This window comes from Microbacterium arabinogalactanolyticum, from assembly GCF_030268005.1.
Taxonomy (GTDB): domain Bacteria; phylum Actinomycetota; class Actinomycetes; order Actinomycetales; family Microbacteriaceae; genus Microbacterium; species Microbacterium arabinogalactanolyticum.
This window is the reverse complement of the sequence record NZ_BRZC01000007.1, coordinates 837,367-853,553: the sequence shown is the minus strand read 5'-3', so window position 1 is coordinate 853,553 and position 16,187 is coordinate 837,367. Positions and strand designations below refer to the sequence as shown.

The following is a 16,187-nucleotide window of genomic DNA, read 5'->3' as shown; positions in this document are numbered from 1 at the left end:
GTGTCGTGCCGAGGCGGACGTCGCGCGACATCCGCAGCGACTCGATGATCGACGTGCTGCACGCCGTGCTCTCGGCGGGCGAGACCACGCGCAACGACATCGCCCGCTCCACGGGACTCAGCGCCGCCACGGTCGTCACGATCGTGAGCGAGTTGATCGCCGAGGGGGTCCTCGCCGAGACGAAGGTCGCGGCCGGCCGCGTGGGACGCCCGACGTCCGTGTTCGGCATGAACGCGTCACGCGGGTACGTGGTCGGCATCGACGTCGCCGAGACCTACATCCGCGCGATCGTGTTCGACACGGCGCTGAACCAGATGGCCTACGCCGAGAGCCAGCACGACGAGCACGTGCTGGAGCCCGACACGATCGTCGAGGCCATCGGCGCGGAGCTGGACGGCGTGCTGGAGCGCGAGGGCATCGCGCGCGAGGACGTGATCGGGGTGGGCATCTCGCTGCCCGGCCTGGTGCACGAGCCCACCGGCGTCGCCGTCGTCGTGCCGCACTGGCAGTGGCACAGCGTGGAACTGGAGCGTCTGCGCGAGCGCATCGGCCTGCCCCTGGTGATCGAGAACCCGCTCAGGGCGATGGTCAACGCCGAGCTGTGGCTCGGCCGCGGCCGATCGGCGTCGAGCCTGGCCACGATCAACCTCGGCACCGGCGTCGGCGCGGGGATCGTGCTGGAAGGGCACGTGCTGAGGGGCGCGACGAACTCGGCCGGCGAGTGGGGGCACTCGCTGCTCATGCTCGACGGCAGGCTGTGCCGCTGCGGCCGGCGCGGCTGCGTCGAGGCCTACATCGGCGTCCCCGGCATCCACCAGACCCTGCGGGAACTGGCCCCCGGGCATCCGCTGGCAGAGGTCGAGCTGCAGAGCGACTTCATCACGCGGCTGGCCGAGGCGGCCGACGGCGCCGATCCCGACGCCGCAGCGCAGGAGACCATCGCCAAGACCGCGTATTACCTCGGTTCGGCGCTGGCGGATCTGGTCGCGGTCGTCAACCCCGAGGTCGTCACGCTCACGGGTTGGACGACCTGGGCCCTCGGCGACCGGCTGCTTCCGATCGCGCGGGAGCGGATGCGGTCCCAGGCGCCCGGGCGGGCGGGTGCCGCCGTCGATCTCGAGGTCTCGTCCGTGCGCAGCAACCCCGTCGCGACCGGCATCGCCATGATCGCGCTGGAGCGCTCGATGGTGGATGCCGGGCTGCTCACCACGCGGATCCCGGTCGCGCTCTGACCCGTCGCGCTCTGATCAGGGCCTCTGACGTGGGGCGCTCAGCCGAGGAGCCGGAGTCCGTCGCCGTCCTCGACGACCTCGTGCAGCTCGGCACGCACGCGAGGCGTGTTCATACCGCGGTGCAGCGCCAGCATCAGGCGCCCCTCGAACGTCTCGAAGAGCATCCCGTGTCCGGCGTTCCCGTCGACGAGCACGTCGAGCTGCTCCCACGGGCCGGTCAGGTCTCCTCCGCGCGAGATCGCCATCGTCTCGACGTACTCCGATCCCTCGTCGCCGAGGGGACGGTACGTCGCCCAGATCATGAGCAGTCCGCCGCCCGGGAGCCTGCGCAGCTGCGGGCCGTCGGTGACGTACGGCATGCGCGTCCTGGCGCTGGGCGGCAGCTGCGCGAGCAGTCGCGCCTCGGAACCGCGGAACAGCAGGATCGGATCGCCGGCCGCCGCGCGGAGATCGGCCGTGAGGGGGACCGCCTCGATCGTGCCGTCGAAGATCTGCACCCACTCGTGGGCGTAGACCATCCAGGGGGCGCCGTCGTCGTCCACGAACAGCGTGCCGTCGAGCGTCATGAACTCCGCGGGGGCGACGGGGGCATCCGTGCGCAGCAGTTCGAAGGGTCCAGCGGGATGATCGGCGACCGCGATGACCGTGCCGCGGGCCGTGGGCACGATGTCCGCCCCCGTCTGGTCGGAGACGGCGCGGAACCTCGGTCCGCCGGGGATCTCGAGCTCGCGGGACGAGTCGTGCAGCGTCGTGAACAGGTAGTACCGGCCCTGATGCTCGTGCACCTCGGGCGCCCACGGGGCCTCGGCGGGCGAGGCCCAGGTTCCCTCCGGGACGCGGAACACCTCGACCGGCTCATCCGACCAGCTCGTCAGGTCGGAGCTGCGGTAGGCCAGCACAACCGGCTCCGTCCGCGAGGCGGTGTACAGGTAGTACTGCCGTTCTGCCGGGAACGGCAGGATGAACGGGTCGTGCGCCCAGAAGTCGTCCAGTTCCTGAGTCATGCTCGTGCTCCTTCTCGTCCGTGCTGCCTCAGCGCAGCGACCTGACCGTTCCGATCGCCGGTGTGGGCAGTCCGTCCACTGCGGTGAACCCCACCCGTGCCGAAGCCCGGCCCGCGAACTCGCCGATCGGGTAGTCGATGTCGAGCACCTCGGCGTCGACCCCGGTGGCCGCGTCGAAGCGCTCCTCGGCGATGAGCTCGTCGTCGATGCGCACGCCCACGGCGGTGGGTGTCTGCTGCAGTCGGTACCGCACGCGCAGCACGCGGGCGTGCGCCGTCCGCATCCGCACCGCCATGCTCCCGGAGGTGGTCCGCCACCGCTGGTCGCCGGTCGTCAGCACCGCCGCGCCCGTGCCGCGGAACGCGTGATCGGATTCCGGCTGCTGCTCGCCCAGCGCCACCGCATCGACGGTCGCCTCGTCCACGGCGAGGCCGTCGTCGAGGTCGCGAAGCTGCGCGGTGCGCGCCGCGGGGTCACCGTCGGAGATCGGCCAGTACACCGTGTACCGGGAGTCGTGGATGCCGGCGAAGGGCTCGAGACCCTCCGGCACCTCATCGGGGCGGAGCACAGGCAGATCGGCGAAGGGCAGTAGAGGGCCGTGGGCGATGTGCCCCATCCGGCTGTCATCGGCGAACAGGCCGTCCAGGCGCGCGTCTCCCGCGCGCGCGGCGAGCACCGAGGGCCCGGAGAGGAACGCCTGCCAGGGCGAGCCGTCCGGCAGGCGCTCGGAGCGCACGCCGATGGGAAGCCGGAACGTCACGTGATCGCCGGGCGCCCAGCTGCGTTCCAGCAGCACCGCGCCGGGCACGGCCGTCGCCGCTGCGGGCGATCCGTTGACGCGCAGGTCGGCCAGCCCGTCCGCCCATGCCGGCACGCGCAGTCGCAGCGCGAATGCGCGTGAGCCATCCGGATCGACGCTGACGCCGACCTCTCCGGTGCGCGGCAGATCGGCGTCGACCCGGATGCGGACGCCGAGGAGAGCGGCATCCGGCAGCTCGATCGACGCCTCCGCAGGCAGGTACAGGTTGACCGCGGGCGAGCCGTCCTCGATGCCGAACGCCCATTCCGCGGCCGACCGCGCCTGCGCCTCGAGCCCGGTGCCCACGCAGCACCAGAACCCGAGCTGCGCCTGCGAGTACACCCGGTAGTGCCGCGGGCGCATCGGCGTGAAGTAGACGAAGCCGCCGCGCTCGGGATGCTGCGAGGCGAGCACATGGTTGAAGATCGCGCGCTCGGCGAAGTCCAGCAGCTCGGGGCGCAGCTCCCGCTCGGCGAGGGCTCGGGTGAGGCCGAGCATGTTGTAGGTGTTGCAGAACTCGGGGCCCTCGCGATCGTCGATCATCGGGGTGAAGTCGTGCGCGTCGTGGAAGTGCTCGCGCACGCTGTTGCCGCCGATCGCGACCGTGCGGTGCTCGACCACGGTGCGCCAGAACGCCTCGGCGGCTCGCCGGTAGGAGTCGTCGCCCGTCGCGACGGCCGTGCTCGCGTAGCCGACCGCCTTCGGGATCTGGGTGTTCGCGTGGAGGCCGGTCAGGGCGTCCTCGCCGCGCAGCAGCGGATCGAGGATCGCGCGATGCGAGAAGCGCTCGGCCTGCGCGGCGTACTCCGCGCGACCGGTCAGCTGCGCCAGCCGGGCGAAGGCGTCGTTCATCCCGCCGAACTCGGTGTCCAGCATCCGCTCGAACGCGGCGTCGTCGATCCGATTCGCGATGGGCAGCCACCAGTCCGCCAGCGCGGTCACGACCCGCAGCGGCTGCTCGTCACCGGTCACGACGTGCGCGTCGATGAGTCCCTGGAACGTCTTGTGCAGGTTGTACCAGGGGACCCAGTGCTCGCTGGAGCCGAGCTCGGCGACGGCGGCCCCGCCGGTGGTGAGCGCCTCGAACAGCGCCTGCCCGCCCGGGATGCCCCCGACGTAGCCACCCCCGTTCGCAGCCTGGCACTCCGCGAGCCCGGCGACCATCGCGTCGAGGCGTCGTCGGACCTCGGCGTCGCCGGTGCCCGCCCAGAGGAACGCGAGCGCCGAGAGCAGATGCCCGGCGATGTGGCCGTCCAGCCCCGAGCTCTCCCAGTTGCCGTAGCCCGGCGCCTTCGCGGGCAGGCCCGCCTCCCTCCGGAACGGGACGAGGAGCCGGTCAGGATCGAGAGCGAGGGCATAGCCCAGGTCGGTCTCGAGCGCCCTGGCGAAGGGGCCCTCGAGCAGGCGGACCCGATCCAGGGGGAGGAACTTCATGCGAATACTGTAGCGTTACAATTCTCGTATCGACCCACTTCTTCGGAGGACGCGCATGATCGCTCTCTCCCGCGCCGTAGGCGCACCCGTCATCGACCGGCGCATCTACGGCCAGTTCGCCGAGCATCTCGGCCGGTGCATCTACGAGGGCGTGTGGGTGGGGGAGGACTCCGCCATCCCGCACCGCAACGGACTGCGCGTCGACGTCATCGACGCCCTGCGGCACATCAAGGTGCCGCTGGTGCGCTGGCCCGGCGGATGCTTCGCCGACGAGTACCACTGGCTCAAGGGGGTCGGGCCGGACCGTCAGCCGATGGTGAACACGCACTGGGGCGGCGTCGTCGAGTCGAACGAGTTCGGCACCCACGAGTACTTCGAGCTGCTGGATCAGCTCGACGCCGAGGCGTACATCAACGGGAACGTCGGCAGCGGCACGGTGGCCGAGATGCAGGACTGGATCGAGTACATGACCCTCGACTCCACGGCGCCGATGGCCGAACTGCGCAAGCGCCACGGCCGCGAGCAGCCGTGGAAGCTGGAGTTCTTCGGCGTCGGCAACGAGAGCTGGGGCTGCGGCGGCAACATGCTCCCGCTGCACTACGCGAACCAGTACCGGCAGTTCCAGACCTACGTGCGCAAGTACGGCGAGCACCCGATCTCGAAGATCGCCTGCGGCGCGAACTCCGACGACTACGAGTGGACCGAGGTGCTCATGGCTCGCGCCGCCGAGCACATGAACGGCCTGAGCCTGCATTACTACACGCTGCCCACCTCGGACTGGGAGAGGAAGGGCGCCGCCCTCGACTTCACCGACTTCGAGTGGCACGAGACGCTGCGTCAGGCGCGTCGCATGGACGAGCTGATCACCCGGCACAGTCGCATCATGGACCGGTACGACCCGGCGAAGCGGGTCGCGCTGATCGTCGACGAGTGGGGCACCTGGTACGACGTCGAAGAGGGCACCAACCCGGGCTTCCTGTACCAGCAGAGCACGCTGCGGGATGCCGCGGTCGCGGCGATCACGCTGAACATCTTCCACCGCCACGCCGACCGGGTGCGGATGACCAACATCGCGCAGATGGTCAACGTGCTGCAGGCGATGATCCTCACCGACGGCGCGCGGATGCTGACCACGCCCACGTATCACGTGTTCGACCTGTACACGGATCACCAGGATGCCGAGTACGTCGACGTGCCGGTGGGGGCGTTCGGCGCCGACGTCGACGCGACCGCTTCGTTCAAGGACGGCGCGTACACGGTGAGCATCACGAGCACCGCGCTGGATCGCGAGATCGACGTGGAGTTCGAGCTGCCGTCGGCCGTCACCGAGGTGCTGCGCGCACAGGTGCTCGGCGGCCCATCCGCCACGGCGCACAACACCTTCGACGCGCCGTCCGCCGTGGCTCCGGTCGAGCTGGCCGTCGCCGTGCAGGGCCGCACCGTGAAGACGACTCTGCCGCCGCACGCGGTCGCCACCGTGCGTCTCGCTGTCGCAGACTGATTCCCTGGGATCGAGACGCCCGGAGGAAGAGACGACATGACGACGATGCAGGACGTGGCCAGGCACGCGGGGGTGTCGGTGATGACGGTGTCGAACGTGATCAACGATCATCCGCACGTGCGCGACAGCACCCGTCAGAAGGTGATCGCCTCGATCGCCGAGCTCGGCTACCACGTCAACACCTCCGCGCGCAGCCTGCGGCAGGGTCGCACCGGCGTCATCGCCCTGGCCGTGCCCGAGATCGATCGCCCCTACTTCGGCCTGCTGGCCAGCCTGCTCATCGAACGCGCCGCCGCGCGCGGGTTCGAGCTGGTGGTGGAGCAGACCGCCGCCAGCCGCGACCGTGAGCTGGACGCCATCTCGCGGTCGCGCCTGCGCAACTACGACGGCCTGATCCTCAGCGCGGTCGAGCTGCACGACGACGACGCGACGCTGCTGCGGGGCGACTTCCCCACGGTCATCCTGGGCGAGCGGGGATTCACGGGCCCGCTCGATCACGTCACCATGGCCAACGAGGAGGGTGCGGCGCTCGCCGCGGCGCACCTCGTCGAGCGCGGCTGCCGCACCGTCGCGATGCTCGGCGGCTATCACAGCCCCACCGGAGCGGTGGACGTGTCCACCTCGCGCGTCCGCGGCTTCGAGAGTGCGCTCGCCGCCCACGGCATCACACCCGACGCCCGCCTGGTGCGCTCCACGCCGTTCACGCTCGAGGGCGGCCGCGCCGCGATGGGCGAGCTCCTCGCCGAGTTCCCGGAGGTCGACGGCGTGTTCTGCTCCACCGATCTGATCGCCATCGGTGCCGTGCGGGCCCTGGCCGACGCCGGGCGCCGCGTGCCGCAGGACGTCAAGGTCGTCGGCTTCGACGACGTGCCGCTCGCATCCTTCCTCACCCCGTCCCTGACGACCATCGCCCCCGACCACGCCGCCATGGCGGACGCCGCCGTCACGATGCTGATCGACCGCATCGAAGGCCACCGCGCCGCCGATGACTACCGCACCGTGGTCGGGCCGGTGCGCCTGATCGCCCGCGAATCCACCGCGGACTGAACCCACCACCACCGGATCCGCCCAGACGAAGGAGCCCGACGCCCATGCGCACACCGATCTCCGCCCGCCCGCCGATGGGCTGGAACAGCTGGGACTGCTACGGCACGACGGTGACGGAGGACGAGGTGCTCGCCAACGCGCGGTTCATGTCGGCCCACCTGCTCGAGTACGGCTGGGACACGATCGTGGTCGACATCGACTGGTCGGACCCCACCGCGCGCAGCCACGGCTACAACGAGAGCGCGCCGCTGTGCATGGACGAGCACGGGCGTCTCGTGCCCGATCCGGAGCGGTTCCCCAGCTCCGCGGGCGGACGCGGGTTCGCCCCGCTCGCCGCGGAGATCCATGCGCTGGGCCTGCGGTTCGGGATCCACACGATGCGCGGCATCCCGCGCAGGGCGCTCGCCGCCGACACTCCGATCCTCGGCACCGATGCCAGGGCGTCCGACGTCGCCGATCCGTCGAACGCGTGCGAGTGGAATCCCGACATGGTCGGTCTCGACCACCGGCATCCCGCCGCACAGGCGTACTACGACAGCACCCTCGCGATGTACGCGCAGTGGGGCGTGGACTTCATCAAGGCCGACGACATGCTCTGGCCGTATCAGGCGGCCGACGTCGAGGCGTACGCCCGCGCCATCGAGCGCAGCGGGCGGTCGATCGAGCTGAGCCTGTCACCCGGCCGCGACCTGTCGCTCGCCCATCTTCCGCACCTGCGCGAGCACGCCACCATGTGGCGCATCTGCGACGACCTCTGGGACCGGTGGCAGGACGTCGAGGCCAACTTCGCCCGCTTCGCGCGCTGGGCGCCGCACGCATCCGCGCACGGCTGGCCGGACGGCGACATGCTGCCTCTGGGCAGGATCGGCCTGCGCGCCGAACGCGGCGAACCGCGTGACGACCGTCTCACCCCCGCCGAGCGCGTCTGCCTGCTGACGCTGTGGATCATCGCGCGCTCGCCGCTGATGATCGGCGGCGACCTGCCCTCCAGCGATCCGGAGACCATCGCTCTGTTCCGCAACGCCGACGTCCTCGCCGTGCTGCGCGACTCCTCGGGAGGGCGGGAGCTGTTCCGTGAGGGTGACACGGTGATCTGGGGCGCGGACGGTCCCGGCGGCATCCGCTTCGCCGCCGTGTTCAACCTGGCGGGCGTCGCACGCGAGCTCGTCCTCGACACCCGCTCCCTCGCGCTGCCGGAGGGTGCGTCCGCCGTCACCGAGCTGTGGACGGGACGCACCGTGCGCGCCGAGCCCGTCGAGGTGCAGTCGGATGCCGCCCGCGGTGTCGCGCCCGGAAGCCGCGCTCTGCGACTGGACGTCCCCGCGCACGGGGCGGCGCTGGTCCGCTGCGAGGCATGAGCGCCCGCGACGCCGGCGGCACGAGCGCACGCTGACCCGGACGGCGCGGATGCGTCGATGCCCGCCCGGGTGCTGACCCGGGCGGGCATCGACGGGGCTCGCTCAGCCGCAGCTGGCGGCGGGGTGGCCGGTCGTGACCGACTCCCCGCCCGATGACGCGACGACCTCGCCTGCTGCCACGGAGCGCTGATGCAGCGCGACGACGGCCTGGCCCGTGGCGCCCGGCGCCACCGCCTCGATCACGCGCCGGCCGAACGGCGTGCGCACGGTGGCATCCGCCGCGGCATCCCGGTCGTTGCGCACCATCAGGACCAGCTGCACGTCACCGGCCACGCAGCGCGTCGCCACCGCGGGCAGGAACCCGGCGTCGCGCGCGCCGACGGCGAGCGTCGGGATCTTCAGATACGAACCCGGCGTGCTGAACACGAGCCGCACGGCCGAGGCCAGCACGGGGTCGAAGGCGAGCTGCGTGGGGCGCCCGTTCCCGCTCGGGGCCACGTGCTGCGCCGAGGTCGGATGCCAGGTGCCCTGCGCGTCCCGGTACTCGACGCTCACGTCGCGGATCGTGCCCTCGATGTTCGTGAACCCGACCCGGTCGACCACGGTCGCGGTCTTCGGCTGCACGGTGAACGTCGCCGAGTCCTTCGGCGTCCCGCCGGTCCACGTCGACCAGGAGGTCGACGCCCTGCCGTCGCAGGCGTTCTGCGGCGGCATCGTCTCCCACTCCGTCTGGTGGAAGCTGGCGGAGATCGTCGTCCCCTCGGCGAAGCAGACGTCCTCCACGCCGTCGGCGCCCCAGATCTGCACCTCCGAGATCGACTGCCAGGTGTTCGTCGCCGTCGTCAGCTGCAGCCGGATGCCGCTCGTCTGCGGGATGCCGGACACATCGAGTGCGGCCACCGGAGCCGATGCGGACGGATCCTGTGCGACGTCGACACCGGCGCCGGTGGGCACCCAGTCGCCCGAGGCGTCCAGGTACTCGGCGACGATCCTCGACGGCCAGGTCGCTCCGTTCCCGTCCTTGTACATGTGCACGACGACCTCGTCGACCTTCTGGGTGAGCGGCCAGGTGAACGACAGCCAGCTGGACTTGGGGTACACGCCCCCGCCCACCCAGTCATCCCAGCCCTTGCCCTTCACGTCGCCGTCGGCGACCGTCGCCGCGAGGCTCTGACGGCTGGATGCTGACACGGCCGACTCGAGGGCGAGGTCGACGATCCCGGGAGTGGCCACCTCGATGGTCCGGGTGAACGTGCGTCCGGCGGTGAACTGCGCGTCGGCGGCGAGCGTGCCGACGATCCGCTGCGTCCCGCGCTCGGCGAACGAGGTCGCGCTCCAGGTCACGGCGGTGTCCACCGTCGCGCCTCCGACCTTCACGGGGACGGTGGCGGGCAGGGCATCCGAGAAGTCCTCGCCGGGCTCCACGGTCTCGGGCAGCCCGTCGTCGACCACGCTCCAGATCTCGGTGCCGCGGCCGTGCGCGTCGAAGTACGAGGCGTCCCATCCGCCGCCCCAGCGCGCCGGGTCCTCGATGGCCGGGTTGCGCATCTCGGCGCGACCGTTCTCGCCGATCGTGATCGGCAGCCACACGTAGGTGGAGTTCGCCGCGCCGGAGTTCCAGCGGTCGCCCATGTACACGAAGCGCCCGCCGCCCAGATCGAGCACGTTCGTCGACTGGGAGCCGAAGGTCGAGCGACGGGTGTCGCCGACCGAGAGCAGGCCGTCGCCGCCCTCCGGGACCGAGCTGTAGGACACGTTCTCGAACGGGTCGTCGGCCTCGACGCCGCGGATCCACGTGCCCAGGATGCTGTCGGCGGTGTGGTAGGTCTGCGGGTTCGGCGCCCAGCCGGTCGCACCGGAGGCGACCGCGTAGTAGCGGCCGCCGTGGGTGAACAGTGCGGGCGCCTCGAGCATCCCGCACTCCTTCACGATCTGGAAGTCCTCGCCGCGCACCGGCGCATCCGCCGTGCCGTCGGCGAACAGATACGGGTACCGGCCGTCCTCCGAGTACTGGTGGGCGTTCACCATGTCGGTGCCGGTCGTGTGAGTGACGTTCGTGTACGAGGCGTCGAGCCGCGCGATGTACAGCGAGCGGTTCTCCTCGGACGAGTAGACGATGTACGCGGTGCCGTCGGCGTCCTGGAAGAGCGTCATGTCGCGGGCCTGGCCGGGCACGGCGGCCGAGATGCAGGCCTTGTAGTCCGTGCGGTTCGGCAGCCGGTAGACGCCGGTCATCCGGAACGGGCCGGTGGGGCTGTCCGACACGGCGACACCCGCCATCGAGCGGGCGTACATGCTGCCGCCGGGCGAGGTCTGCCCGTCGGAGTGCCACCAGAGCACCCACTTGCCGGTGCTCTCGTTGTGGAGCACCTTGGGCCGCTCGAAGATGGTGGTGTAGTCGGCGGCGTCCGCCGTGTTCAGGTGGTAGTTCAGCTCGGCGATGCGGTCGGTGCGGGGCTGACCGGACTCGTCGACGGTGTCGTACAGGGCGTCGAAGTAGTCGTCCTCCAGCTCCGCGGCGCTGGAGACGGAGCGCAGCACGATGCCCTCGTCGGTCCAGTTGAGGGTGTCGTACGACTTGTAGGCGTGCACGCCGGGGCTCCCGTAATAGCCGCTGCTGCGGTCCTCGCCGTACCAGTAGTACACCGTGCGGCCCTGCTCAGAGCCCGCGACCACGTCGCCGCCCTCGACGCCCAGCTCCTGCGCCGAGACGACCGCGCCGCCGTGCGCCTGGATGTGCCTGCCGTTGTCGTCGAACCAGGAAGGCTGGAAGTAGTCTGGCGCGTTCGCGCCGGGGTCGTGGATCGGCTGATACGCCGTGTACGCGACCGGGTCTCCGACCGGCACGTCGGCGTGGGCGGGGCCGGCGGGGGAGAGGGTCAATGCGGTGGCGGCGCACAGCGCCGCGGCGATGCCCTTGGTTCTGTTCATGTGCACTCCTTCGTGACTCATGGCCTTCGCCTGCAATGTTCACGTAAACATTGTGACGTTAAAAACCATGCAATCAGAGAAGCGGGGAGTTGCGCAAGCATCTCCCCGCTTCTGTGCTCGAAGACTCGAGCGGGATCAGCCCAGCTCGATCACCGACCACGACAGCGCCGGCAGCGCCGCGCGCACCGCGCCGTCGACGACATCGGCCTGCAGCGGCACCATGTGCACGGCATCCGGAGTCGCCTCCAGGTTCGCCGTATGCCGATCACCGCCGTCGGGGATCGTGAGCGTCTCGGCCTTCAGCACCCGCAGGTCCCCGAAGCCGCGCAGGTCCACGGTCAGGTCGTTCGCGTCCCTGAGCGAACGGTTCGCGACGAACACCACGACGCGGCCGGACTCCTCGTCCCAGGTCGCCGCCGCGTCGACCGAGTCGACATCGCCGTAGCGCCTGGTCGCGATCTGCGACGCCGACACCGCGAGGCGCAGGATGCGGCCGCGGGCGAGCCGGGCCATGCGCTCGAACGGCCAGAAGCTGGTCTGCCGCCACGCGGCGCCGCCCTCCTCGGAGCGGATCGGAGCGATCACGTTCACCAGCTGCGCCTGGTTGGCGATCCGCACGCGGTCGCCGTGCCGCAGCAGGCTGTTCAGGAAGGTGCCGACGACCACGGCATCCGTCACGGAGTATGTGTCCTCGATCAGGCGGGGGTGCTCGCGCCACGTCTTCGACACCTGATGCGGCTGATCCTCGGTGTCGAGCCCCGACTGGTACCAGACGTTCCATTCGTCGAACGAGATGTCCACCTGCTTGGTGTGCTTGCCCGCGGCCTTCACCGCGTCGATCGTCGACACGACGCCGTCGATGAAGGCATCCATCTCCACCGCCTCGGCCAGGAACGACTCCGCGTCGCCGTCGTGCTCCTGGTAGTAGGCGTGCATCGAGATGTAGTCCACCTCGTCGTAGGCGTGCGTCAGCACGGTGTGCTCCCAGGTGCCGAACGTGGGCATCCCGCGGCTCGACGAGCCCACGGCGACGAGCTCGATCGAGTCGTCGACGAGCTTCATCGCCTTCGCGGTCTCCTGCGCGAGCCGGCCGTACTCGTGCGCGGTCTTGTGGCCGATCTGCCACGGGCCGTCCAGCTCGTTGCCCAGGCACCACAGCTTGATGTCGAAGGGGTCGGCGGCGCCGTTCGCGCGCCGCAGGTCCGACCAGTACGTGCCGCCGGGGTGGTTGGCGTACTCCACCAGCGCTCGGGCCTCCTCCACCCCGCGCGTGCCGAGGTTGATGGCCTCCATCACCTCGACATCCGCGTCCCGGGCCCAGTCGACGAACTCGTGCAGGCCGAAGGCGTTCGTCTCGATCGTGTGCCACGCGCCGTCGATGCGCACCGGACGGTCGGCGACCGGTCCGACTCCGTCCTCCCAGCGGTAGCCCGAGACGAAGTTGCCGCCGGGGTAGCGCACCACCGTCGGTCCCATCTCGCGCACCAGCTCGAGCACGTCACGGCGGAAGCCGCGTTCGTCGGCCTGCGGATGCCCCGGCTCGAAGATGCCCGTGTAGACGCAGCGCCCCATGTGCTCGACGAACGACCCGAACAGGCGTCGCGGGACGTCGGCGATCGTGAACTCGCGGTCGATGGTGATGCGGGACGAAGACATTGCTCTCCTTGTGAGGGGTGGGTGGATGCTACTGACCGCCGAAGCCGCTGGTCGCGACTCCCTTGACGATCTGCTTCTGGAAGACGAGGAAGACGACGATCAGCGGCAGGGCGGCCAGCACGGCCTGCGCCATGACCTGCGCGTACTGCACGCCGTACGCGCTGATCACGGTCTGAAGCCCGACCGGAAGGGTCATCAGCGTGGTGTCGTTGATGACCAGGAACGGCCAGAGGAAGTTGTTCCACGCGCCGATGAAGACGAAGATCGCGACGGATGCCAGGATCGGCCGCGACAGCGGCAGGATGATCGACCAGAACACGCGCAGCCGGCTCGCACCGTCCACGCGGGCGGCGTCCTCGAGCTCGATCGGCACGGCGTCGAAGAACTTCTTCAGGATGAACACCATCGCCGGCGCGACCACCTGCGGCAGGATCAGCCCCCAGTAGGTGTCGACCAGGTTGAACGCGAGCATCTCGTAGAACAGCGGGATGATCAGCACCTGCGGCGGCACGACGATCGCGGCGATGATGGCGGCGAACAGCCACTTCCGGCCGCGGAAGTCGAGCCGCGAGAAGGCGTAGGCCGCCAGTGCCGAGATCGCGACCGTGATCACGGTGATGGTCACCGAGGTGAGCAGGCTGTTCCACGCCCACAGGTACACGTTCCCCTGCGACAGGATCGCGCCGAACGCGTCGAGGGTGGGGCCGGACGCGCCGATCCAGGACGGGTCGCCGGAGGCGGCATCCGTCTCGGTCTTGAATCCGGTCGCCACCGCCCACAGGAACGGCAGCAGCCAGCCGATCGCGAGCAGCGCGAGGATGACGAAGGCCACCACCCGCAACGGCGCGAACGGCTTCTGGCCGGGCAGGCGCGGACGGCGGGAGCGTGCGGAGCGTCCCGACGGGACGACGACGGCCTCGGTCGGGGAGAGCGTTGCGGTGGACATCACTGCACCTTCCTGCGGCGGGTCACGAGGGCCTGGGCGACGCCGATGATGATGATCAGAGCGAAGAACACATAGGAGATGGCGGCCGAGTAGCCGAACCGGTAGTTCACGAAACCGGACTCGAAGATGTACTGCACGATCGAGCGGGTGGTGTCGCTCGCGACGCCGCCGAGCATCTGGTACGCCTGGTCGAACAGCTTCAGGGATGCCAGGATCTGCAGGATCAGGATCAGCACGGTGGCCGGGCCCAGCTGCGGCAGCGTGATCGACCAGAACTGGCGCCAGGCTCCCGCGCCGTCCAGCGACGCCGCCTCGTACTGCTGCGGCGGGATGTTCTGCATCGCGGCCAGGTACAGCAGGAAGTTGAAGCCGACGGTCCACCAGACCGTGGCGATCACGATCGAGAGCATGTTGGTGTCGGGGTTCTGCAGCCAGGCGAGCGGCTGCAGGCCGAGGGCCTTGAGGATGTTGTTGGCGGCGCCGATCTGCGGGTTGAAGATCCACACCCAGATCTGCGAGATGACCGTGGAGGCCAGCAGGTACGGCATGAAGAACGACAGCCGCCACAGCCACTGGCCCGGCAGGCCGCGGTCGACGAGCGCCGCCATGATCAGCGAGAGCGCCACGAGCGGCACGGTCGAGAGCAGCGTGAACCACACGGTGTTCCACAGCGACTGCCACATGACCGGGTCGCCCAGCGCCTCGGCGTAGTTGGCGAAGCCCACCAGGTCTCCGCCGGCGCCGGTGAGCGACTGGTCGGTGAAGCTCAGGTAGATGCCGTGCAGGATCGGCCAGACCAGGAAGAGTGCGAACGCGATGAGGAACGGGGCGAGGAACGCCCAGCTGACGAGCTGCTCGCGCCGCCGCGGACCCGCCGGACGGAACGGGTCGGAGCTCCTGCGGCCGGTGACGACCGCGCGGGTGCTGGCTGTGGTGGTCATCACTTCCACTTCCCTTCGGGGTCGGCGGGATTCGGCTGGGCGAGCAGGGTGTTCACGCGCCGGATGAACCGGTCGATCGCGGCGCCGGGGTCGTCGCCGCTGAGCAGCACGCCCTGCACGGCCGCCCCGAACTCGCCCTGGAAGTTCGATCCGGATCCGGTGAACCAGGCCTCGGGGTCGTACACCACGTGCTGCGCGGCGTCGGCGTAGTGCGCCTGGGGGAGCAGTTTCGCGTAGTCGGGGGATTCCGTGACGGGCAGGTAGGCCGGGATGTGGCCCGCCTCGGCCCAGCCGAACGAGCCCTTGAGCATGTCGGAGACGAACCGGTATGTCAGGTCGCGGCGGTGCTCGTCGGCGTGCGCCTGATGGGGGAGCACGAAGGAGTGCGAGTCCGCGTAGGCGGCGGGAGTCCCGTAGAGGGTGGGGATCATCGTCGCGTCGAAGGGGAGCTTCGCGTTCTGCATGGTGCGCAGCTCCCAGACGCCGGTCATCAGCATCCCGCTCCTGCCCGTCGCGAACTCGGCGACCGCGGTGCCGTAGTCGTTCTGCGCGGCGGCGATCTCGCCGTCGAGCAGGGTCCTCATGAACGCGAGCGTCTCGACCGCGGCATCCTTGTCGATGATCATCTGCCCGCCGGTCGGCAGCTCGATCGCCAGCCCGTGCTGGGCATAGAGCCCGTAGAACAGCCGCCACATCTGGGCGCCGTCGCCGAGGTAGCCGTACGAGAGCGCGTGACCCTTCGCCGAACCGCCGACCGCGCGCAGCTGATCGACGAACTCCTCGGGGGAGGAGGTCTTCTTCAGCTGCCCGTCGGAGTCGAGCTCGCCTGCGGCGTCGCAGATGTCGGTGTTGTACATGAGCACGAAGGGGTGGGCGTCCAGCGCGATGCTGAACCGCTTGCCGCCGACGATGCCCTTCTTCCAGATCGGCTCGGGGAAGGTGGACTCGTCCACGCCGAGCTCGGCCAGGCGGTCCAGATCCCAGTCGTCGAGCAGCCCGCCCGGCGCCCAGCCGGGCACGCGCGTGGCGTGCATGATCGCGACGTCGGGGGCGCGTCCGCCCGCGCCCGCCATGGCGAGCTTCGTGTAGTACGGGGTGCCCCAGGCGAGCACGGTGGGGCGGATGCGATAGGCGCTCTGCGCCTTGTTGACGCCGTCCAGCAGCTGGGACATGGTCACCCCGTCGCCGCCGGAGAGCAGATGCCAGAACTGCAGCGTCTGGGTGGTGGAGCCGGATGCCGTGCCAGGCGCGCAGCCGGCCAGGAGGGCGGCGCCGGCGGTGAGGGAGGCGGCGGTGAGGAACTGCCTTCGAGAGAGATCTAGCGGGGGTGTCATGAAT

Annotated in this window: 11 protein-coding genes; 4 read left to right on the top strand and 7 right to left on the bottom strand. The window is 70.2% G+C overall.

Features of this window, described 5'->3' with window-relative positions:
* Positions 1-5: 5 nt before the first annotated feature.
* Complete coding sequence (locus tag MIAR_RS15570) at positions 6-1,232, top strand: ROK family transcriptional regulator (RefSeq protein ID WP_285637800.1); 1,227 nt, start codon at positions 6-8, stop codon at positions 1,230-1,232.
* Between the two features lie 38 nt (positions 1,233-1,270).
* Here the strand turns inward: MIAR_RS15570 and MIAR_RS15565 are convergent, their stop codons facing one another.
* Both MIAR_RS15565 and MIAR_RS15560 read right to left on the bottom strand, forming a co-directional pair.
* Complete coding sequence (locus MIAR_RS15565) at positions 1,271-2,236, bottom strand: glycoside hydrolase family 43 protein (RefSeq protein ID WP_285637798.1); 966 nt, start codon at positions 2,234-2,236, stop codon at positions 1,271-1,273.
* Positions 2,237-2,264: 28 nt separating this feature from the next.
* Positions 2,265-4,469 (bottom strand): glycoside hydrolase family 127 protein, encoded by a 2,205-nt coding sequence (locus tag MIAR_RS15560; RefSeq protein ID WP_285637796.1) that lies wholly within the window; start codon positions 4,467-4,469, stop codon positions 2,265-2,267.
* A gap of 55 nt (positions 4,470-4,524) precedes the next feature.
* Between MIAR_RS15560 and MIAR_RS15555 the strand changes: the two genes are divergently transcribed.
* The 3 genes from MIAR_RS15555 to MIAR_RS15545 are packed head-to-tail and all read left to right on the top strand — an operon-like array spanning position 4,525 to position 8,375.
* Positions 4,525-5,970 carry an alpha-N-arabinofuranosidase gene (locus MIAR_RS15555; protein ID WP_285637794.1) on the top strand — a complete coding sequence of 482 codons (1,446 nt, stop codon included), beginning with the start codon at positions 4,525-4,527 and terminating at the stop codon, positions 5,968-5,970.
* A gap of 36 nt (positions 5,971-6,006) precedes the next feature.
* Complete coding sequence (locus tag MIAR_RS15550; RefSeq protein WP_285637792.1) at positions 6,007-7,017, top strand: LacI family DNA-binding transcriptional regulator; 1,011 nt, start codon at positions 6,007-6,009, stop codon at positions 7,015-7,017.
* 44 nt (positions 7,018-7,061) lie between these two features.
* A complete protein-coding gene (locus MIAR_RS15545; protein WP_285637790.1) occupies positions 7,062-8,375 on the top strand; it encodes a glycoside hydrolase family 27 protein in 1,314 nt (437 codons plus the stop codon).
* A gap of 102 nt (positions 8,376-8,477) precedes the next feature.
* Here the strand turns inward: MIAR_RS15545 and MIAR_RS15540 are convergent, their stop codons facing one another.
* The 5 genes from MIAR_RS15540 to MIAR_RS15520 all read right to left on the bottom strand — a co-directional run bounded on the left by MIAR_RS15540 (position 8,478) and on the right by MIAR_RS15520 (position 16,183).
* Complete coding sequence (locus tag MIAR_RS15540) at positions 8,478-11,306, bottom strand: discoidin domain-containing protein (RefSeq protein ID WP_285637788.1); 2,829 nt, start codon at positions 11,304-11,306, stop codon at positions 8,478-8,480.
* A gap of 135 nt (positions 11,307-11,441) precedes the next feature.
* Entirely contained in the window at positions 11,442-12,962 is a 1,521-nt protein-coding gene (arfA, locus tag MIAR_RS15535) for an arabinosylfuranosidase ArfA (RefSeq protein WP_285637786.1), read from the bottom strand.
* Positions 12,963-12,990: 28 nt separating this feature from the next.
* The gene (locus tag MIAR_RS15530) at positions 12,991-13,908 is read right to left on the bottom strand and encodes a carbohydrate ABC transporter permease (protein WP_285637784.1); all 918 of its coding nucleotides are present in this window, start codon (positions 13,906-13,908) and stop codon (positions 12,991-12,993) included.
* Positions 13,908-14,849 carry a carbohydrate ABC transporter permease gene (locus MIAR_RS15525; protein ID WP_425561609.1) on the bottom strand — a complete coding sequence of 314 codons (942 nt, stop codon included), beginning with the start codon at positions 14,847-14,849 and terminating at the stop codon, positions 13,908-13,910. The genes MIAR_RS15530 and MIAR_RS15525 overlap by 1 nt, the downstream gene beginning before the upstream one ends.
* Positions 14,849-16,183, bottom strand: coding sequence for an extracellular solute-binding protein (locus MIAR_RS15520; protein WP_285637780.1), 1,335 nt, complete (start codon positions 16,181-16,183; stop codon positions 14,849-14,851). Before MIAR_RS15520 ends, MIAR_RS15525 begins: the two co-directional genes overlap by 1 nt.
* Positions 16,184-16,187 lie beyond the last annotated feature (4 nt).